Below are 19,926 nucleotides of genomic sequence, written 5' to 3'. Positions count from 1 at the left end.
TCCGCTTAAACAAACAGTTTTAATGGGGAGGATAAGCCTGCACTGCCTTGTTCAGTGATTCGCGCAGGGCGTCACTGCGTTCGCTCAGGCTGCCTTTACTACTGGTTTCTGCACTTGAACTCCAGACCGGCTGACCTGTTTTTCCGTCATACAGATTGAGCCGTACAACCATCACTTCGACTTCATAGGTGCGTACAACCGGTACGCTGTTGTACATGCCGTACTGGTTGCCATAGCGACCATAACGGTCGCCGTACATGCCGCCATAACCATAGTCGTCCTGAACCTGGCGCAAGCGTTTTTCTGTGTGTAAATCTGCACTCACCCACAAATCAGCGGGGTGGCCAGGTTGTGCGGGCCGTAATCCACGCTGGTCGAGGGCATTGCTGACTGCTTCGGCAATTTGTGCGGAGTCTGCCCAGGCCGACCCGGCCGGCAATTGGTTGTTGCGCCAGGCCCAGCTTTGATAGCGGCCGTAGTCCCGTGGCGGCGCCGGGTAGGCGCTCAAGTCCAGGGTGTTGGCCGCTTGCGGCGGAGCAGGCGGGATGGGCATGGAACTGGCGGTATACGGGTTGGGGCTCTGGCACGCAGCCAATCCCAGACTTACAGCGAGCAAGGCAACGCGGCGATACATCATCATCTCCCCATGCGGGTATTAAACCGGGCGGCATACCCAATGCAGATAACGTCCCAGCCCGGCGAAGGCAGGATGGCGACGGTGGGCCAGCTCCATTTCGACCAGCGCTTCAAGGTCGGCGCGGGCTTGAAACTCCACTGGCATGTAGTCGTGAAACACCCGCACGCCACTTTGGCTTTGCACCTGCCACAGACCTTCAAGGGCGCTGGCCAGTTCTCGCGGGTCGAGCGGCTCTTGTGGGGTCAGGCTTTGTTTTTCACCGGCCAGGGTGTTCTTGCGCATTTTGCGGAAGTGGCCTTTGAGCAGGTTGCGGTAGATCAGGGCGTCGCGGTTATAAAACGCCAGCGACAGCCAACCGTCTTTGGCGGTCATTTGGTGTAACACCGGCAGGATGGTGTGGGGCTCGGCCAGCCATTCGAGTACGGCATGGCAGATCACCAGGTCGTAGGGCGCAGTCAGTTGCCCCGGCAGCTCTTGCCACGGCGCCTGAATAAAGGTGCCGGTCTGGCCCGCAGCGGCAAAGCGCTCGCGTGCGCCTTCGAGCATCGGTGCGGCCGGTTCGGCGAGTGTCACATCATGCCCGCGCTCGGCCAGCCACAGCGACATGTGGCCCAGCCCGGCGCCGATATCCAGCACCCGCAACGGGCGCTGAGGCAGCGCCTCTTCAAGGTCGGCCTGCAGCACCGCCAGACGAATCGCGCCCTTGGCCCCGCCGTAGATCTTTTCAGCGAAACGGGTGGCCAGTTGATCGAAGTGACGGTCACTCATTGACTAAAACGCCTTTCATTGTCGGCCAGTTTGCTGCGCACCACTTGATCCATGTCCAGCCCCAACTCACTGCATAACAGCAACAGGTACAGCACGATGTCACCGACTTCCTGCCCGGCGTGGGCCAGTTTGTCGGCAGATAATTGGCGTGATTGGTCTTCGCTGAGCCACTGGAAAATTTCAACCAGCTCGGACATTTCGACACTGGCCGCCATGGCCAGGTTTTTCGGGCTGTGAAATTGCTTCCAGTCGTTGTTATCGCGGATGCGGTGCATGCGCTGAGTGAGTTCTTCGAGGTTCATCGCGGGTGGGTTCTCCAGAAGGAGCAAAGCTTGCGACTGAATGCAGATTGGTGCAAGTGAAAGGCATTTCGTTCAGGCAAATCCCCTGTAGGAGCGAGCTTGTCTCGCGATCTTTTAAACGATCAAAAGATCGCGAGGCAAGCTCGCTCCTACAGGTCGGATCTCAGCTGATGGGGCGCCACTGGCCAATCAAATGCAGCAGATCCCCGTGCCCGTTGAGCTGGAAGTCGCCGCTTGAGCCCGCATCGCTGCTCAGCAAAATGACTTCGCTGGGCAATCGCACCGGCTTTTTGAACGCCACGCTGATCTCGACATTGGCCGCTGGCAGGTGCGCGTTGAGGGCTGCCAGCGCACGCGCCTTGAGCCACAGGCCGTGGGCGATGGCGCTGGGCAGGCCGAACAGTTTGGCGCTGGCGGCGCTGAGGTGGATGGGGTTGTAGTCGCCCGAGACTCTGGCATAGCGGCGACCAATGTTCGACGGCGCATACCAGCGGGTCAGCTCGGTCAAGGCGAGGGGGCTAAAGGTCGGGGTTGCTGGCACTTCGCCGGGCAAGTCGACGCCTTTGCACAGCAGTGTGCTTTCAGCTTCCCAGAGTGGCCCGAGTTGATCGTCGACTTGGGTCACGACGTCAAAGGTGGCGCCCTTGGGGTGTTTTTGCAGGTTGTGCACAAACACGCCGATGCGAAGCCGGGTCACACCGCCCATGGGCCGCAAGACCCGGATCCGGTTGGTCAGGTGTATCAGTCCCAGCAGCGGGAAGGGGAAGTCTTTGTCGGTCAGTAACTGCATTTGCAGGCCGAACGCCAACACATGCGGGTAGGTCGGCGGCAATAACGGGCTAGGCGCAATCGCGCAAACGTCACGAAAGGCCGCCAGCGCCTGGGTATCGATGTCGACCCAGCAGCGCAAGCCTTGCTCCGGCAGGGTGTTGCCGGTGATTTTGCGTTTGGCCGCCGCTTGCGCATACAGCGCGGGCAAGTGCGGCGGGGCGCTGAGGTCGAGCCAATGCACGGTCATGATTCAGGCCCCCAAGGCACTTTGCCCACAGACCCGCAACGCTTGCCCGCTGACGGCCCCCGAGCCCGGCTGGCTGAGCCAGGCCACCGCTTCGGCGACGTCTTGTGGCAGACCGCCCTGGCCCAGTGAACTCATGCGCCGCCCGGCTTCGCGCAGGGCAAACGGAATGTGCGCGGTCATTTGGGTTTCGATAAAGCCCGGCGCAACGGCGTTGATGCTGATGCCGCGCTCGCCCAGCAGCGGCGCCCAGGCCTGGGCCAGGCCAATCAGCCCGGCCTTGCTGGCGGCGTAGTTGGTTTGCCCGCGGTTACCGGCGATACCGCTGATGGACGCGAGCAAAATCACCCGGCCGTTATCGCGCAAGGTGCCGCTGTCCAGCAGGGCTTTGGTCAGTACTTGGGGCGCGTTGAGGTTGACCGCGAGCACGGCATCCCAATATTCGGGCGTCATGTTGGCCAGCGTTTTGTCGCGGGTGATGCCGGCGTTGTGCACCACGATGTCGATGCCGTCCGGCAGGTGTTCGACCAATTGCGCGGGGGCGTCTGCGGCGCAAATGTCCAGGGCCAGGCTGCGCCCGCCCAGGCGCGCGGCCAGTGCATCGAGATCGGTTTTGGCTGAAGGCACGTCGAGCAACACCACCTCGGCGCCGTCGCGGGCCAGGGTTTCGGCAATCGACGCGCCAATGCCCCGCGCTGCGCCTGTAACCAAGGCTTTACGCCCGGCCAGTGGCCGCGTCCAGTCCGGCACCTGCGTGGCGCAGGGGCTCAGGCGCAGCACCTGGCCGCTGACAAAGGCACTTTTGGGCGAGAGGAAAAAACGCAGCGCGCCTTCTAGTTGGTCTTCTGCCCCTTCGCCGACATACAGCAGTTGCAAGGTGCCGCCGCTGCGCAGCTCTTTGGCCAATGAGCGGGCAAAGCCTTCAAGGGCGCGTTGGGCGCTGGCGGCAAACGGGTCACGCTGGGTTTCGGGGGCGCGGCCGAGGATCACGATATGCGCGCTGGGCGCCAGGCTGCGCAGCAGTGGCTGGAAGAACTCTCGCAATTGTTTGAGCTGGTCGGTGTGCAGCAGTTCGCTGGCATCGAACACCACGGCTTTGAGCTTGGGCCCCTGGCCGGGTATCCACGGGTTGGCCGACCATTCGCCGGGGCCGTAGGCAAATACGGCATCGGTGAGTTTTTGCGCAAAAGTACCGACCGTCGCGGCCAATGCGCCGCCCCCCAATAACAGTGCACCTTCTACCGGGCGCAGGCGGCCCGCTTGCCAGCGTTCCAGTCGTACCGGTGACGGCAGACCCAATGCACCGACCACGCGGTGGCCGATGGATGAGTTGGCAAAGTCGATATAACGGTCTGACATGGAACACTCTCCGACAGATGGGGTTCAAAGGGTTGACCACAAACACGTCATGGTCGTTCGTTATCAGCGATAGGACCTACGCTTGTAACGATCAATGGCCTTGAAAGAATAGGGAACATCTTATGAGTTTGCGTCGAGTAGCCATTATTGGCGGTAATCGAATTCCATTTGCCCGCGCTAACGGAGCGTACGCGACGGCCAGCAATCAGACGATGTTGACCGCTGCTCTGGAGGGGTTGATTGAGCGCTACAACCTGCATGGGTTGCGCATGGGCGAAGTGGTGGCCGGGGCGGTGCTCAAGGATTCCAGGGACTTCAGCCTGACCCGCGAGTGCGTGCTGGGCTCACGCCTGTCGCCACAAACCCCCGCCTATGACCTGCAACAGGCCTGCGGCACCGGCCTGGAAGCGGCGTTGCTGGTGGCCAACAAAATTGCCCTCGGGCAGATTGACTGTGCGATTGCCGGGGGTGTCGACAGCGCCTCGGACGTGCCGATTGGCTTGAATGACGGCCTGCGCAAATGGCTGTTGCAGCTCAATCGCACCAAGGCGCCGCTGGACAAGGTCAAAGCCTTGCTGCAATTGCGCCCAAGCTTTTTGAAACCGGCCTTCCCGCGCAATGGCGAGCCGCGTACCGGCTTGTCCATGGGCCAGCACTGCGAGTTGATGGCCCAAACCTGGCATATCCCCCGGGACGAGCAGGATGCTTTGGCCTTGCACAGCCATCAGGCGTTGTCGGCGGCGTATCACGAGGGCTGGGAAGACGATTTGCTCACCCCGTTTCAGGGGCTGCGCCGCGACAATAACCTGCGCCCGGAGCTGACCCTGGAGAAGCTGGCCGCGCTAAAACCGGTGTTCGAGCGTAGCGCCAAAGGCACCTTGACGGCGGGTAACTCGACGCCGCTGACTGATGGCGCGTCCGTGGTGTTATTGGCGAGTGAGGAGTGGGCCAAGGCGCGGGGGTTGCCGGTGTTGGCTTACCTGCGCGATGGCGAAACGGCGGCTGTGGATTTCGTACACGGAGCCGAAGGGTTACTGATGGCGCCGGTGTATGCGGTCCCACGGCTGCTGGCGCGCAATGGCCTGACTTTGCAGGACTTTGACTACTACGAGATTCATGAGGCCTTTGCCGCCCAGGTGCTGTGCACGTTGAAGGCATGGGAAGACGCCGAATACTGCCGGACAAGGCTGGGGCTGGAGGCGCCGCTGGGGTCCATTGACCGCAGCAAGCTGAACGTCAAAGGCAGTTCGCTGGCCGTTGGGCATCCGTTTGCCGCGACGGGTGGGCGCATCGTCACCAACTTGTCCAAGTTGCTGGCCACGGCCGGGCAGGGCCGAGGGTTGATCTCGATCTGCGCGGCCGGAGGACAGGGTGTGACGGCGATTCTTGAGCGGGGCTAATGAGTGTGGGAGCGCTCGTATGTATTAGCTGGCGGCCACCGCCGTAGCATTTTGTTCGGCTTTTTCTCGTTGATTGCGGCTGGCGTAGCTTTCAGCCATCACCGAGCAGACGATCAATTGCAGCGGGTGGTAGATCATGATCGGCAGCAAAATCAGGCCAAGGCCGGGGTTGGCGCCAAAGATCAAGGCCGCCATCGGGGCGCCCGCCGCCAGGGATTTTTTGCTGGCGCAGAACACGGCGGCGATTTCATCGGCGGTGCTGAATTTCAAGGCGCGCGCAGTGCGGGTGGTCAGCCACAGGATGATGGCGAGCAAGATCGCGCTGCCAACCAGAGCGCTGAAGATCACCGAGGTGCCTTGCTGTTGCCACATGCCCGAGACCATCGAGTTACAGAACGCCGCGTACACCAGCAGCAAGATCACCACTTTGTCGCAGATATTGGTGTAGCGCTTGTGGCGGGCGAAAAAACGTCCGAACAGCGGGCGCACCAGTTGCCCAAGCACCAATGGCAGCAACAGCATGGCGCACAGGTCGAGCAGGGTTGAGCCCAGGTCGATACCGCCCGAGCCACTGCCGACTACAAAGCTCACCAGCAATGGCGTAAGAAATATCCCCAGTACGCTCGACAGGCTGGCGTTGAGAATCGCCGCAGGCACGTTGCCCCCCGCGCTGCCGGTGAGGGCCACGGACGAGGAGATGGTCGAAGGCAGGGCGCACAGGTAGAAGAACCCCAGCATCAGCAGCGGCGGAATGTGCGCGCCCAGCAGTGTGTTGGCGACCACCCAGATCAGCGGAAAGACGATAAAGGTGAAGCCCTGAACCATGAAGTGCAGGCGGATGTTTTTAAGGCCGTGACGGATTTGCTCGCTGGACAGGTTGACCCCGTGCAGGAAGAACACCAGGAACACGCCGATGTTGATCACCACTTCCGCGTGCATGCCGCCGCCAGTGCTGCCGAACGTCGGGAAGACGTAGGCGAGTAAAGTCGCCAGTAACATGCCGCACAGAAACCAGTCTGTGAACAGGCGTTTGAGGTGTTTGAACACAGGCATCGTGGGCACCAGAGCATTGTAAGAATTGATGACTTAGCCTAACGTCGGGTTTATCTGACGTCTTGCGACATAAGGCCAACCAATGCCGCCAAACGGACAACGTGGTGCCGAACGCGCCATTCCTGCGCTTAAAACCTTGCCTCGGCCGCTGTACGCGCGCGCCGAGAGTTTGGGCGCGGGCTCGTGGACGCCGCGCCATCGACATGATTGGGTGCAGTTTTCGTATGCCATCAGTGGCGTGCTGGGTGTGCACACCGACGAAGGCAGTTTTTATGCGCCGCCGCAGTGGGGCATCTGGATCCCGGCCGGGCTGGAGCATGAGGTGGTGACCTCGATGCGCGCCGAGATGCGCAGCGTGTACGTGCGCCGTGAGGATTGCCTGTGGGCACCCGAACATTGCCGGGTATTGGAGGTGACACCGCTGGCGCGCGAGCTGATCAAACGTTTTTGCGCCTTGCCGGTGGAGTATCCACAAGGCGGCAGCCCTGAAGAACGTTTGGTGCAGGTGTTGCTTGATCAACTGGCGGGCCTGAACCAGGTGGGTTTTTCGCTGCCATTACCGCGTCATGCGCGGTTGTTGGCGCTGTGCAATGAGCTGATCGAAAACCCTGAGGCTGAAGTGACCCTGAGTGTGTGGGCCGAGCGCTTGGGTACGTCGGAAAAAACCCTGATGCGGTTGTTTGACCGGGAAACCGGCATGAGTTTTCGCAGTTGGCGCCAGCGCATGCGCTTGCTGTCGTCCCTGCGGGTGCTGGAGGAGGGCGGCAGCGTGACCCTGGCGGCGTTGTCGTGTGGTTATGAGTCCACGTCGGCCTTTATTGCCGCCTTTAAAAAAATGTTTGGCTTCACGCCCGGCGAGTTATTCCGACAGTGATCGGGCTATTTTCGGAAACGCCCTGCATACATTTTGCTCGGCTCTAGTAGGGTGCGCGCTGAATCAACGGGATTAGTCGATGCCCGATGGTTGGCGCTCGTCTATTATCCAGAGCGGCTAACGTCGGGATTTTTGGCACATGGCGTGCCTACAAGCGACTCTTGCACGGTCCCCCTCTCCCCGTAGTGAGTGGATTGCCGTATAACGAGTGACATTCGCGTGTTTGGTAACAAAGGACCCACAATAAAAGCTGATGAAGACTCCAAAACGCTTAGAACCCCTGATCGAGGACGGTCTGATCGACGAGGTGCTGCGCCCACTCATGAGTGGCAAAGAAGCAGCTGTTTATGTGGTCCGCTGCGGCAAAGAGCTGCGATGCGCCAAGGTTTACAAGGAGGCTAACAAACGAAGTTTCCGGCAGGCCGCTGAATATCAGGAGGGTCGCAAGGTTCGCAACAGCCGGCAGGCCCGAGCGATGGCCAAGGGCTCGAAGTACGGTCGTAAAGAAACCGAGGACGCCTGGCAGAACGCCGAAGTAGCCGCCCTGTTCAGGCTGGCGGGCGCCGGTGTACGGGTGCCCAAGCCGTTCGACTTCCTCGAAGGCGTGCTGCTGATGGAACTGGTGGCCGATGAATACGGTGACGCGGCACCGCGCTTGAACGATGTGGTGCTGGAGCCGGATCAGGCGCGCGAATACCACGCGTACCTGATTTCCCAGATCGTGCTGATGCTCTGCACGGGGCTGGTTCACGGTGACTTGTCTGAGTTCAACGTGTTGCTGACGCCAACCGGCCCGGTGATTATCGACTTGCCTCAGGCGGTGGATGCAGCGGGTAACAACCACGCGTTCAACATGCTGGAGCGTGACGTGGGCAACATGGCTTTGTACTTCGGACGCTTTGCGCCGGAGTTGAAGAAAACCCGCTACGCCAAGGAAATGTGGGCGCTTTACGAAGCGGGCACCCTGCAGCCGACCAGCGTGTTGACCGGCGAGTTTGATGAGCCTGAAGAGTTGGCGGATGTCGGCGGTGTGATCCGCGAGATCGAAGCGGCCCGTCTGGATGAAGAACGTCGTCAAGCGGTGCGAGCCGCAGATGATGCGCCACCGAGCAAAGCCGAAGAGCCGCCTCCGCCGTGGATGCAGTGATTCGATGAATAAAAAATCCGGCCTTGGCCGGATTTTTTATGCCCGCCATTTTTAAAACCGGTTGAGCGGGATTTTCAGGCTGCGCAGGCCGCTTTCATCGGCGGGCGGCAGGTTGCCGGCGCGGATGTTGACCTGGATGGCCGGGATCAACAGGGCCGGTACGCCCAAGGTGGCGTCGCGGGTGGTGCGCATGTCGACAAAGTCGGCCAGCGGCACGCTGTCGTTCACGTGGATGTTGCGTGCCCGCTGCTCGCCCACCGTGGTCGACCACGAGGCTTCGCGTCCGGCGGGCGGGTAGTCGTGGCACATCAACAGTCGGGTATCGGCCGGCAAACTCAGCAGGCGCTTGATGGAGTGATACAACTGCTGCGCATCGCCCCCCGGAAAGTCGCAACGCGCGGTGCCGACATCCGGCATGAACAAGGTGTCACCGACAAAGATGCTGTGGTCTTCGAGCTGGTAGGCCATGTCGGCTGGCGTATGCCCCGGCACATGGAGCGCGCGCACGTGCAGGCGGCCAATGTGGAACACCTCGTCCGGCTCGAATAAATGGTCGAATTGCGAGCCGTCGAGCCTGAACTCAGGCTCCAGGTTGTAGATATCGCGAAACACGCCTTGGACTTGGGTAATCGCCGAACCAATGCCGATTTGCCCGCCGAGCTTTTGCTTGAGGTAGGCGCTGGCTGATAAATGATCCGCGTGGGCGTGGGTCTCCAGCAACCACTGCACCTTGAGGCCGTGGGCTTCTACAAACCGGATGATGCTGTCGGCGCTGTCGGTACTGATGCGCCCGGCGGCAGCGTTGTAGTCGAGCACCGGGTCAATGATGGCGCACTCGCTACCGTCAGCTTCGTACACCACGTAGCTCACGGTTGAGGTGTTGGGGTCGTAGAAACCTTGAATGTCGGCGTGCATGAAGGGCCTCACGTGAATCAAAAGATATTTCAATATATTGAAACATATATTATCGAGACGTAGACTGTCGACCATTACGTCACGGAGCTCTCCATGTCTGCCCAACTCACCAGTGAAGAGATCGGCCTTCTGCGCGATTCTGCGTCCAAAGCCTGCACCCTTCTCAAAGCCCTTGCCAATGAAGACCGGCTGCTGTTGCTGTGCCAGCTGACGCAAGGCGAACGCAATGTCGGTGAGCTTGAAGACCTGACCGGGATCCGCCAGCCCACCTTGTCGCAACAGCTCGGCGTGTTGCGCGATGAAGGCATGGTCAACACCCGGCGCATGGGGAAATATATTTACTACTCCCTCGCCAGTTTCGAAGTGGTGTCTGTGATGCAAACGTTGTCGGGTCTGTATTGCGGTCAAGCGCTGAAGAAGTGATGCGGGCCATTGCCTGCGACGTTCACCGCCCCCTTATTCCATTCATTTTTGTTGTGCCTGGAGTGCCCAATGGAGCAAAACATCAAGCGAATCGACGCCACGTTCTCGGTGTCTGGCCAGCTCGCGCCGTCTGACCTCCAAGCCTTGCCCGCACTGGGTTTTCGCAGTGTGGTGTGCAACCGTCCCGATCATGAAGGCGGCTCCGAACAACCCGAGCACGGCGTTATGCAGCAGGCCGCCGAGGCGTTGGGGCTGCGTTTTGCTTATTTGCCGGTGCAGACCACCGGCGCAACCGCGGAACAGGCGCAACAACTGCGTGAGTTGCTGGCGGAGTTGCCCAAGCCGGTGTTGGCGTTTTGCCGCACGGGCAATCGGTCTTCAAAACTCTATGAAGCCGCGACCCAAGGCACCCGTGAAGTGCGCCAGTTTGACGTGGTTGTGGTGGGCGGCGGCTCGGCCGGGCTGTCGGTGACGGCAAGCTTGTTGAAGCGCGACGCGTCTTTGCGCATCGCCGTGATCGAGCCCAATACCGAGCACTACTATCAGCCCGCGTGGACTCTGGTGGGTGGCGGTGCCTACGACGTGCGAGACACGGTGCGGCCCACCGGCGAGGTAATGCCCAAAGGCGCGCAGTGGGTGAAGGCGTCGCTGTGTGCGTTTGCGCCGCAGCGCAAGGTGGTGCTGCTCAGTGACGGCACAGAGCTGGGTTATCAGCAGTTGATTGTGTGCCCTGGCTTGCAACTGGCCTGGGAGAAAATCGAAGGTCTGGAAGAGACCCTCGGCAAACATGGCGTAACGTCCAATTACCGGCATGATCTGGCGCCCTACACCTGGGAGCTGGTGCGCTCGCTGCGCGGCGGCAAGGCGCTGTTCACGCAACCGGGGATGCCGATCAAGTGCGCCGGTGCGCCGCAAAAAGCGATGTATCTGTCGTGTGATTACTGGCGCAAGCAGGGCGTGCTGGCGTCGGTTTCGGTGGAGTTCAACCTGGCGGGTGCGGCGTTGTTTGGCGTCCCGACGTTTGTCCCGCCGTTGATGAAATACGTGGAAGCCTACAAGGCGCAATTGGCGTTCCAGTCCAATCTGGTCAAGGTTGACGGCCCGAACAAGACCGCCTGGTTTGATGTGACCGATGCGGACGGGCAGGTCACGCGGGTCGAGAAGCGCTTCGACATGCTGCATGTCGTGCCGCCGCAACAAGCGCCGGACGTGATCCGTCGCAGCGAGCTGGCCGACAAGGCGGGCTGGTTTGAAACCGACCCGGCCACCTTGCAGCATCCGCGCTACCCCGAGATTTTTGCGGCGGGCGATGTGTGCGGCACCAGCAATGCCAAAACGGCGGCGGCAGCGCGCAAGCAAGTCGTGGTGGTGGCGGACAACCTGATTGCCCTGCGCCAGGGCCGTGCATTGCCCAAGCGTTATGACGGTTATGGCTCGTGCCCGCTGACGGTCGAAAAAGGCAAAGTGATTCTGGCCGAGTTCGGTTATGGCGGAAAACTCCTGCCAACCTTTCCGATGGATCCTACCGTGCCAAGACAGTCTGCCTGGTTCCTGAAGGCAACATTACTGCCCTGGTTCTACTGGCAAGGGATGCTCAAAGGGCGTGAATGGTTTACTGACTGCAAGCCGGACTGAGTTCAACCATGCTGATTATGATCTTGGGCGCGCTGGTGGGCTTGCTGTTGGGGCTGACTGGCGCGGGTGGCGGTATTTTGGCCATTCCGGCGTTGACCCTGGGCGTGGGCTGGACGCTGGTTGAGGCCACGCCTGTTGCGTTATTGGCGGTGGGTGTGGCGGCGTCGGTGGGCGCCATTGACGGGTTGCGCAAAGGCTTGGTGCGCTACAAGGCGGCAGCGCTGATGGCCGGCGCCGGCTGGCTGGCGTCACCGCTGGGGCTGCACTTGGCCAAGCTGCTGCCCGGCGCGGCACTGATGGCCTTGTTTGGTGGCGTGATGGTGTTTGTTTCTGCGCGCATGTTTTTGAAAGCCCGGGCGGGCTGCCCGTCTGATGAAGACATGGAGCATAAAAACTGCCAGCTCAACCCGTCTACCGGGCACTTGAAGTGGGACCTGCGCTGCGCCACCACATTGGCGTCTATCGGCGCCTCGGCGGGGTTGTTGACCGGGTTGCTGGGGGTTGGCGGTGGTTTTTTGATCGTCCCGGCGTTTCGCAAATTCAGTGATGTGCCGATGCACGGGATTGTCGCCACGTCGTTGATGGTGGTGGCGCTGGTGTCTTTGGGCACCTTGGGGCATCTGGTGTATCAGGGCTTCAGCCTGTCGGAACAGGGCGTGCTGTTTATCAGCGCGACGCTGGCGGGGATGATCATCGGCCGCGTGCTGGCGCCGAAAATCTCGGGCCAGCGGATGCAACAGGGGTTTGCGGTGCTGTGTGCGGTGGTCAGCGTGTTGATGATCGGCAAAGTGTTGATGATGGTGCTGTGAGCCGATTTCGTAGCAGTTGCCGAAGGCTACGTCCGATTGCGAAGCGATCGTAAAACCAGAGATCTGCATTAGCCTGACACACCGCGTGGCAGACCTTACGACGGCTGCGCCGCCGGACGCAGCCTGCGGCAGCTGCTACGGTTTTTGAGTTTCCTTTGTCAGGCAGCACGCCCCCGACTCCAGGTCTTTGAGGATCGGGCAGTCGGGGCGGTGGTCGCCCTGGCAGCTTTCGACCAGTACTTGCAGGGTGTCACGCAGGCTGCTCAGTTCAACAATCTTTTGATTCAACGCCTCGATGTGTTGGCGCGCCAGGGCTTTTACGTCGCCGCTGGCGCGTTGGCGGTCTTGCCATAAGGTCAGCAGTTTGCCGACCTCTTCCAGTGAAAACCCCAGGTCCCGCGAGCGCTTGATAAACGCCAGTGTGTGCAGGTCGTCGTCGCTGTACAGGCGATAGCCGCTGTCGCTGCGGTGGGCGGGTTTGAGCAAGCCAATGGACTCGTAGTAACGAATCATTTTGGCGCTCAGGCCGCTGTGCTTGGCGGCCTGGCCGATATTCATGACAGTTGCCTCCTCATTCTAGGTCGTCGGGTTTCCAGAACTTCAGTAACAGTGCGTTGCTGACCACGCTGACGCTGGAGAATGCCATGGCCGCGCCCGCCAGTACCGGGTTGAGGAAGCCAAAGGCGGCCAGCGGAATGCCGATCACGTTGTAGACAAACGCCCAGAACAAGTTCTGGCGGATTTTTGCATAGGTTTTACGGCTGATGTCCAGGGCGGCGGGCACCAGTCGCGGGTCGCCGCGCATCAGGGTAATGCCCGCAGCCTGCATGGCCACGTCGGTGCCGCCGCCCATGGCGATACCAATATCGGCTGCGGCCAGTGCCGGGGCGTCATTGATGCCGTCGCCGACCATCGCCACCACGCCGGTTTTTTTCAGTTCGGCCACCGTGGCTGCCTTGTCGGCGGGCAAGACTTCGGCGTGCACGTCGGTAATGCCCAACGCTTGGGCGACCACACGGGCGCTGCCGCGGTTGTCGCCGGTCAGCAAGTGGCTGCTGATGTGGCGTGCGGTGAGTTGCTGGATCGCGGACTGCGCGCCGGTTTTAAGGGTGTCACCAAAGGCAAACAGGCCGAGCACACGGGGCTCGGGGCTTTGTTCGATCAACCACGACAGGGTGCGGCCTTCGTTCTCCCAGGCGGTTGCGGAGTCTGCCAGCGAACCTGGAGTGAGGCCGGTTTCGTCGAGCAGGCGACGATTGCCCAAGGCCAGACGACGGCCTTCGAGTGTGCCGGCGATGCCGCGCCCGGTCAGAGACTGGCTGTCTGCTACATCCGGCACGTTTAACTGCCGTGCGGCGCAGGCATCCAGTACGGCCTTGGCCAAGGGGTGTTCGCTGCCGCGTTGCAGGGCGCCTGCGGCTTGCAACAAGTGGGCTTCGTCACCGTCCAGCGCAGCCAAGTGGGCGATTTGCGGGGTGCCGGAGGTGAGGGTGCCGGTTTTGTCGAAGACCACGGCGCTGACTTCGTGTGCACGCTCCAGCGCTTCGGCGTCTTTGATCAAGATCCCGAAGCGGGCGGCCACACCGGTCCCGGCCATTATCGCCGTGGGTGTCGCCAACCCCAGCGCACACGGGCAGGCGATAACCAGCACAGCCACGGCGTTGATCAGGGCCGTTTCAATCGGGGCGCCGTAGAGCCACCAGCCGAGCAGGGTGGCGAGGGCGATCACGAGCACCACCGGGACGAACACCTGGCTGACTTTATCTACCAACTTCTGGATCGGCGCTTTACCGGCCTGCGCGTCTTCGACCAGGCGAATGATGCGTGCGAGGACGGTTTCGGTGCCCAGGGCCAAGGTTTTGATCACCAGACGGCCTTCGCCATTGATCGCGCCGCCGGTGACTTTATCCCCAGGCTGTTTCGGCACGGGCAGGCTTTCGCCGCTGATCAAGGCTTCGTCGGCGTGGCTTTGGCCTTCGACCACCTCGCCATCCACCGGAAAACGCTCGCCGGGTTTGACCAGCACCAGGTCATTGAGGCGCAGGTCGCTGATGGCGACGTCTTGTTCCTGGCCATCGACCACGCGCAGGGCGCGCTCCGGGCGCAGGGCTTCAAGGGCTCGAATGGCGCTGGCGGTCTGGCGTTTGGCGCGGCTTTCGAGGTATTTGCCCAGCAGCACCAGTGCGATGACCACGGCCGAGGCTTCGAAGTACAGATGCGGTGTGGTGCCGGGCGCGGCAATGGCCCATTCGTAGAGGCTCAGGCCGTAACCCGCGCTGGTGCCGAGGGCGACCAGCAGGTCCATGTTGCCGGCGCCTGCTTTGACGGCTTTCCAGGCAGCACGATAAAAGCGTGCGCCCAACACAAACTGCACCGGGGTGGCGAGTACGAACTGTGCCCACGCGGGCAGCATCCAGTGAATCCCCAATGGCATCAGCAGCATCGGCAGAACCAGCGGTAACGCCAGGACAATAGCCAGCACCAACGCCCAGCGTTCGCGCTGCAAGCGCTTTTGCTGATCGTCCTGCACGGCCTGCGGGTTGTTTGCCTGGTGCAGACTGGCTGAGTAGCCGGCCCGGGTAACCGCGTCGATCAGTCGGGCCGGGTCGACGTGGCCCAGCAGTTCGACGTGGGCCCGCTCGTTGGCCAGGTTAACGCTGACACGCTCGACCCCGGGGACTTTGCTGAGGGCTTTTTCAACGCGGCCTGAGCAGGACGCGCAGGTCATGCCGCCCACGTCCAGCTCCAGGCTGTGGGCTGGCACGCTGTAACCCGCCTGCTGCACGGCGTCGACCAGTGCCGCCAGGCTGTCGGCCGGGGCCTGGATACGCGCCTGTTCAGTGGCCAGGTTGACGCTGACGCTTTCAACCCCCGGCACTTTGGCCAAGGCTTTTTCCACGCGGCCGGCGCAACTGGCACAGGTCATACCGTCAATCGGCAGATCGAATTGGGTGGGCACGAGCAGTCCTCCTCAAGAAGTTATCTGTCCATAGAATCGACCTTGACCCCGTGGCAAGGTCAAGGCCACTGCTGTGGGTTATTTCGCGCGCTGCGGTCAGTATTCCAACTTGGCAGGTTTGAGGTACATGCCATCCTTGCCCAGCGCGATCCGGTATTTGCGTACATCACCGGCTTTAAGCGTGAACTGCTGCGCAGGTGGCACCAGCATGCCGGGCAAGCACCCCGGCGCCTGACCGGGCAGCAGCTTGAGGCGAATGCCGACATTGCCGGCGGGCAAATTGAAAGACAGCGCCTGCTCTTGAAACAATCGCCCGGCCAATTGATCGTCGATGTACACCCCGACTTCGCAGCTGGTGGGGACTTCGAGGCGTTCGCGAGAAATGATCAAAACGCCGTAGTCTTGATCGGCATTGGCCCACAGCGGCAAGGCGGCCAGGGTTAAAAAACTGACTAGGCTCAAAGCGGACCCGCGCATGGCTCGGTACCTTGTTTTTAAATCAGAAGGCATTCAGCTTGGCCGAGCCAAGGTCAGATTGCCAGTGTGCCCATACAACGAGGGGCTTGACCTTGCCACGATGGCAAGGTGGAAGCTGTGGCCATCTCAACCAAAGGAGGCGTGTCATGCAAACGTTTACAGTGGATGGAATGACCTGTGGTGGCTGTGTTCGCGGTGTGACCAACGCGATTCAGCGCCTTGATCCGCAGTCTAAAGTCGACGTGGACCTGAAGACCAAAACGGTGAAGGTCGAGAGCTCGTTGGCAGCAAAAGACATCGTCGGCGCGATTGAAGGTGCCGGTTTTGACGTGCCAGCCACGGCTTGACGCAGAAAAGCCTCGCGATCTTTTAAACAATCAAAAGATCGCGAGGCAAGCTCGCTCCTACAGGTGTATCGCGTACCCCCGTAGCAGTTGACGAGCCTTGCGAGGCTACGTCCGGGCGCGCAGCGGCCGTAAAAAGAGCCAGGATCAAAAGATCGCTCCTACAGGGGATTTATTAGATAGCTCGCTAACTTAATGTTCATCGTCTGCAACCACAGCTAGACTGTCGTACCGCGCTAACCGCAGTACGATTTGGACAACTGATGAACGTTAGAACTCTCCTGATTCTCGGCGCGCTCAGCGCTTTTGGGCCCTTGGCGATCGATTTCTACTTGCCTGGGTTCCCGGCGATGGCGCTAGCCTTTGCCACCGATGAAACGCACATCCAGTTGACCCTTGCGGTGTATTTCCTGGGCTTGTCCATCGGCCAACTGGCGTACGGCCCGCTGGCTGACCGCTTCGGTCGTCGTGTGCCGCTGCTGGTGGGTGTTGGCCTGTTTACCCTGGGTTCTTTGGCCTGCGCGGTTGCGCCCACGCTCGAGTGGCTGATTGGTGCACGGTTTGTCCAGGCGCTGGGCGGGTGTGCCGGGATGGTGCTGTCACGTGCGATTGTCAGTGACAAGTGCGATGCGGTGGGCTCGGCCAAGGTGTTCTCGCAACTGATGCTGGTGATGGGCCTGGCGCCGATTTTGGCGCCGATGCTTGGCGGCCTGCTGGTTAACGTGTACGGCTGGCAGTCGATCTTTATCGCGCTGACCGGCTTCAGTGCACTGGCCGCCCTGGCGGTGGCATTGGGGTTGCCGGAAAGCTTGCCGGCCAACGTGCCGCGCCAACCGTTGTCGGGGGCGCTGCGCCAATACGGCCGTTTGCTCAAGGATCGCGAGTTCCTGGGGCATGCTCTGACGGGGGGGATCGCAATGGCCGGGATGTTTGCCTACATTGCGGGTTCACCTTTCGTCTTTATCAAGCTGTATGGCGTGCCTGCGGAACACTACGGCTGGTTGTTCGGTAGTAACGCGGCGGGCTTTATTTTGGTGGCGCAAGTGAACGCACGGTTGCTGGCCAAGCGCCAACCGGCCTTTTTGCTGGCGCGTACGGTGTGGGTTTATCTGGCGGCAGGTGTGGCATTGCTGGGCATTAGCGTCCTGCATACCGAGCAACTGTGGCCGTTGTTGATTCCACTGTTTATCTGCATCGCCAGTCTGGGCTGCATCATCCCCAATGCCTCGGCGTGTGCCATGAATGGGCAGGGCGCACGGGCGGGCAGTGCTTCGGCGATGCTGGGCTTTTTGCAGTTCAGTGTGGCCGCCGGTGCGGCGTCACTCGTGGGTGTTTTGCATGATGGCACGGCAATGCCAATGGCGATGGTGATCACCTTGTGCGGGGTGTTGGCCGTGACGATCGGCATGGCGACCCGCCGTGTGTATCAGGCGCGGATCGCCGCCGAGGAAACAGTCTGAATCACACTGCCATGGGTTCGGGCAATTTGTGCGGGGCCTGCAAACGCGATTTCAACGTATCCACAAAGGCTTTGGCCTCAGCCTTTGTGCGAAAGTTAACGGCTTGCTGGTCGATTTGAACCTGCCATTGGCAGTCAGGAGATTTTGCTAACGCCTTTATCAGGATTTTCATTGCTGGCCTCCTTTGGTTGGCAAAGGCGGCCAGTGTATGCCTGAAAGCGCCGCAGAATATGACAGGCATCAAGTCTCTGACTGACGGTTAAAAATTGACCGTTTTAGTCCCCTTGCTGTGATCAGAACCCTTCAAGCACGATTTTGCCTTTGGCCTTGCCGCTTTCCAGCAGCGCGTGTGCGCGGCGCAGGTTGGCGGCGTTGATGGTGCCAAAGTGTTCGCCTACCGTGGTGCGCAAAGTGCCCGCGTCGATCAAGTCGGCCACCCGGTTGAGCAGGGCGTGTTGCGCAATCATGTCCGGGGTTTCGAACAATGAGCGGGTGTACATGAACTCCCAGTGCAGCGACAGGCTCTTGCGTTTGAGCTTGGTGATGTCGAAGGTTTTCGGGTCGTCGATTAAAGCAAACTTGCCTTGTGGAGCGAGGGCTTCGACCAGTTGGTCGAGGTGCTGATCGGTTTGCGTCAGGCTGGCGACGTGGGTTACCGCGTCGATGCCCTGAGCTTTGAGTGCTTCGCTCAATGGCTGGGTGTGGTCGATGATCACATCGGCGCCCAGTTCGCGCACCCAGGCTTGGGTCTCGGGGCGTGAGGCCGTGCCGATCACCTTGAGGGCGGTCAACTGGCTGGCCAGTTGGGTCAGGATCGAGCCGACCCCGCCTGCTGCGCCGACAATCAACAGGCTTTGCTGCTCGTCGTTTTTGCCTTCTTTAATAGCCAGGCGTTCGAACAACAATTCCCAGGCGGTAATGGCGGTCAGCGGCAGTGCAGCGGCTTCAGCAAAACCGAGGCTTTTTGGCATGTGCCCGACAATTCGCTCATCGACCACGTGCAGCTCGCTGTTGCCGCCCGCCCGGGCGATAGACCCGGCGTAGAACACGTTGTCACCGACCTTGAACAGGCTGACGTCACTGCCGACCGCCTTGACCACCCCGGCCACGTCCCAACCCAGCACTTTGGCGGCACCGCCTTCCGGCTGTGCGTTTTGGCGAACCTTGGTGTCCACCGGGTTGACCGAGATGGCTTTGACTTCAACCAACACGTCGCGCGGGCCGGCTACTGGCTCGGGCAGTTCGATGTCTTGCAGGGCGTTAGGGTCCTGGATCGGCAGCGACTGGTAATAGGCGATAGCTTTCATGGGGCATGTCCTGACAGTGAGTACGAAAAGTGAATCGATGATTAACCATTTCGCTGGGCGATAAAACCGGCTAAAACAGCAGTCTCTTTCAATGTTTTTTTGATAATGGTGGCGATGAATGCTGCGCTTCGATGACCTGCAACTGTTTGTGCGTGCTGCTGACTTGGGCAGTTTGTCGGCAGCTGCGCGGGTGATGGATTTGTCGCCAGCGGTGGCCAGTGCAGCCCTCAAGCGGATCGAAGCGCAGTTAGGGGTTCGATTGTTGGCACGTTCTACGCGCAGTTTGCGCCTGACGGCGGAGGGCCAAGGCTTTCTCGATTATGCGCGTACGGCCTTGAGCAGCCTGGATGAAGGGCGCCGCCTTTTAGCCCGTGGGCAAGACCAAGTGAGCGGGGTGTTGCAGCTATCCGCGCCGTCAGACTTTGGACGTAACCTGTTGTTGCCCTGGCTGGACGCGTTTCAGCGTGAACACCCGCAGTTGACCGTACGTCTATTGCTGGGCGACCGGATTGCCGATCTGTTCCGCCAGCCTGTGGATATCGCCCTGCGTTACGGTGAGCCGGAAGACTCCAGTCTGGTGGCGCTACCGGTTGCCACCGACAACCGCCGCGTACTGTGCGCATCACCCGACTATTTGGCGCGCCGAGGCGAGCCGCGTCAGCTTGAACATTTGCTGCAACATAACTGCCTGCTGTACATGCTCGGGACGCGCGTGCATGACCATTGGCAATTTAACGATGGTAAGCGCGAGCTGGGGCTGACGGTGAGCGGTGACCGTTTTAGTGATGATGCCGATGTGGTGCGTTTGTGGGCGATTGCCGGAGCGGGGATTGCCTACAAGTCGTGGCTGGACGTGGCGCAGGATGTGACGGCGGGCAGGCTCAAGGTGTTATTGCCGGAGTTGACCTGCGAGCATGCGCCATTGAATTTGCTGTGCGGGCATCGCGCCCAGTTGAGCAAACCGGTGAAGTTGCTGCGCGATATGCTGATTGAGCGGTGTGCGGGGTTGGCGGGGCAGCGTAGTGCCTTGTAGGAGCGAGCT

Annotated in this window: 21 protein-coding genes; 9 read left to right on the top strand and 12 right to left on the bottom strand. The window is 60.8% G+C overall.

The window, feature by feature from the left end:
- Positions 1–19 precede the first annotated feature (19 nt).
- The 5 genes from ACJJU9_RS21930 to ACJJU9_RS21910 form a co-directional block, all read right to left on the bottom strand.
- Positions 20–634: a DUF4136 domain-containing protein gene (locus ACJJU9_RS21930; protein WP_048390317.1), complete on the bottom strand. Its 615-nt coding sequence runs from the start codon at positions 632–634 to the stop codon at positions 20–22.
- A 21-nt stretch (positions 635–655) separates the two neighbouring features.
- Positions 656–1,405, bottom strand: a complete 750-nt coding sequence (locus ACJJU9_RS21925) for a methyltransferase domain-containing protein (RefSeq protein ID WP_407729518.1) — start codon at positions 1,403–1,405, stop codon at positions 656–658.
- A complete protein-coding gene (locus ACJJU9_RS21920) occupies positions 1,402–1,707 on the bottom strand; it encodes a nucleotide pyrophosphohydrolase (protein WP_048390322.1) in 306 nt (101 codons plus the stop codon). Before ACJJU9_RS21920 ends, ACJJU9_RS21925 begins: the two co-directional genes overlap by 4 nt.
- A 163-nt stretch (positions 1,708–1,870) precedes the next feature.
- Complete coding sequence (locus ACJJU9_RS21915; RefSeq protein ID WP_407729517.1) at positions 1,871–2,725, bottom strand: MaoC family dehydratase; 855 nt, start codon at positions 2,723–2,725, stop codon at positions 1,871–1,873.
- A gap of 3 nt (positions 2,726–2,728) precedes the next feature.
- Entirely contained in the window at positions 2,729–4,081 is a 1,353-nt protein-coding gene (locus ACJJU9_RS21910) for a 3-oxoacyl-ACP reductase (RefSeq protein WP_407729516.1), read from the bottom strand.
- A 122-nt stretch (positions 4,082–4,203) separates the two neighbouring features.
- Here ACJJU9_RS21910 and ACJJU9_RS21905 point away from each other — a divergent pair, with 122 nt between their 5' ends.
- Positions 4,204–5,481, top strand: coding sequence for an acetyl-CoA C-acetyltransferase (locus ACJJU9_RS21905; protein ID WP_407729515.1), 1,278 nt, complete (start codon positions 4,204–4,206; stop codon positions 5,479–5,481).
- A gap of 24 nt (positions 5,482–5,505) precedes the next feature.
- On the opposite strand, the gene ACJJU9_RS21900 is transcribed toward ACJJU9_RS21905, so the two are convergent.
- Entirely contained in the window at positions 5,506–6,534 is a 1,029-nt protein-coding gene (locus ACJJU9_RS21900) for a bile acid:sodium symporter family protein (RefSeq protein WP_153330325.1), read from the bottom strand.
- Between the two features lie 82 nt (positions 6,535–6,616).
- On the opposite strand from ACJJU9_RS21900, the gene ACJJU9_RS21895 reads away from it, so the two are divergent.
- Entirely contained in the window at positions 6,617–7,408 is a 792-nt protein-coding gene (locus ACJJU9_RS21895; protein ID WP_407729514.1) for an AraC family transcriptional regulator, read from the top strand.
- Positions 7,409–7,661: 253 nt separating this feature from the next.
- Positions 7,662–8,555, top strand: a complete 894-nt coding sequence (locus ACJJU9_RS21890; RefSeq protein WP_048366470.1) for a PA4780 family RIO1-like protein kinase — start codon at positions 7,662–7,664, stop codon at positions 8,553–8,555.
- Positions 8,556–8,606: 51 nt separating this feature from the next.
- On the opposite strand, the gene ACJJU9_RS21885 is transcribed toward ACJJU9_RS21890, so the two are convergent.
- Positions 8,607–9,470 (bottom strand): MBL fold metallo-hydrolase, encoded by an 864-nt coding sequence (locus tag ACJJU9_RS21885; protein ID WP_314918712.1) that lies wholly within the window; start codon positions 9,468–9,470, stop codon positions 8,607–8,609.
- A gap of 93 nt (positions 9,471–9,563) precedes the next feature.
- Between ACJJU9_RS21885 and ACJJU9_RS21880 the strand changes: the two genes are divergently transcribed.
- The 3 genes from ACJJU9_RS21880 (at position 9,564) to ACJJU9_RS21870 (ending at position 12,337) form a co-directional block, all read left to right on the top strand.
- Complete coding sequence (locus tag ACJJU9_RS21880) at positions 9,564–9,893, top strand: helix-turn-helix transcriptional regulator (RefSeq protein WP_048366468.1); 330 nt, start codon at positions 9,564–9,566, stop codon at positions 9,891–9,893.
- A gap of 69 nt (positions 9,894–9,962) precedes the next feature.
- A complete protein-coding gene (locus tag ACJJU9_RS21875) occupies positions 9,963–11,528 on the top strand; it encodes a TIGR01244 family sulfur transferase (protein WP_407729513.1) in 1,566 nt (521 codons plus the stop codon).
- An 8-nt stretch (positions 11,529–11,536) separates the two neighbouring features.
- A complete protein-coding gene (locus ACJJU9_RS21870) occupies positions 11,537–12,337 on the top strand; it encodes a sulfite exporter TauE/SafE family protein (RefSeq protein ID WP_048366467.1) in 801 nt (266 codons plus the stop codon).
- Between the two features lie 135 nt (positions 12,338–12,472).
- On the opposite strand, the gene cueR is transcribed toward ACJJU9_RS21870, so the two are convergent.
- The 3 genes from cueR to ACJJU9_RS21855 all read right to left on the bottom strand — a co-directional run bounded on the left by cueR (position 12,473) and on the right by ACJJU9_RS21855 (position 15,773).
- Positions 12,473–12,895 (bottom strand): Cu(I)-responsive transcriptional regulator, encoded by a 423-nt coding sequence (cueR, locus tag ACJJU9_RS21865; protein ID WP_153331927.1) that lies wholly within the window; start codon positions 12,893–12,895, stop codon positions 12,473–12,475.
- Positions 12,896–12,908: 13 nt separating this feature from the next.
- Entirely contained in the window at positions 12,909–15,302 is a 2,394-nt protein-coding gene (locus tag ACJJU9_RS21860) for a heavy metal translocating P-type ATPase (RefSeq protein ID WP_407731022.1), read from the bottom strand.
- A gap of 90 nt (positions 15,303–15,392) precedes the next feature.
- On the bottom strand, positions 15,393–15,773 hold the full coding sequence (locus tag ACJJU9_RS21855) for a hypothetical protein (protein ID WP_048366465.1): 381 nt from the start codon (positions 15,771–15,773) through the stop codon (positions 15,393–15,395).
- A gap of 146 nt (positions 15,774–15,919) precedes the next feature.
- Between ACJJU9_RS21855 and ACJJU9_RS21850 the strand changes: the two genes are divergently transcribed.
- Positions 15,920–16,120 (top strand): heavy-metal-associated domain-containing protein, encoded by a 201-nt coding sequence (locus tag ACJJU9_RS21850; protein ID WP_123751255.1) that lies wholly within the window; start codon positions 15,920–15,922, stop codon positions 16,118–16,120.
- Between the two features lie 260 nt (positions 16,121–16,380).
- Positions 16,381–17,577 (top strand): multidrug effflux MFS transporter, encoded by a 1,197-nt coding sequence (locus tag ACJJU9_RS21845; protein ID WP_407729512.1) that lies wholly within the window; start codon positions 16,381–16,383, stop codon positions 17,575–17,577.
- 1 nt (position 17,578) lies between these two features.
- Here ACJJU9_RS21845 and ACJJU9_RS21840 read toward each other — a convergent pair whose 3' ends face one another.
- A complete protein-coding gene (locus ACJJU9_RS21840; RefSeq protein WP_164488133.1) occupies positions 17,579–17,749 on the bottom strand; it encodes a hypothetical protein in 171 nt (56 codons plus the stop codon).
- Positions 17,750–17,870: 121 nt separating this feature from the next.
- Positions 17,871–18,884, bottom strand: coding sequence for a zinc-binding alcohol dehydrogenase family protein (locus tag ACJJU9_RS21835; RefSeq protein ID WP_407729511.1), 1,014 nt, complete (start codon positions 18,882–18,884; stop codon positions 17,871–17,873).
- A 118-nt stretch (positions 18,885–19,002) separates the two neighbouring features.
- Between ACJJU9_RS21835 and ACJJU9_RS21830 the strand changes: the two genes are divergently transcribed.
- Positions 19,003–19,917 (top strand): LysR family transcriptional regulator, encoded by a 915-nt coding sequence (locus ACJJU9_RS21830; RefSeq protein ID WP_407729510.1) that lies wholly within the window; start codon positions 19,003–19,005, stop codon positions 19,915–19,917.
- Positions 19,918–19,926: the final 9 nt, after the last annotated feature.

Source organism: Pseudomonas helleri (assembly GCF_045830615.1).
Lineage (GTDB): Bacteria > Pseudomonadota > Gammaproteobacteria > Pseudomonadales > Pseudomonadaceae > Aquipseudomonas > Aquipseudomonas helleri.
This window is presented reverse-complemented; position numbering and strand designations above follow the sequence as displayed.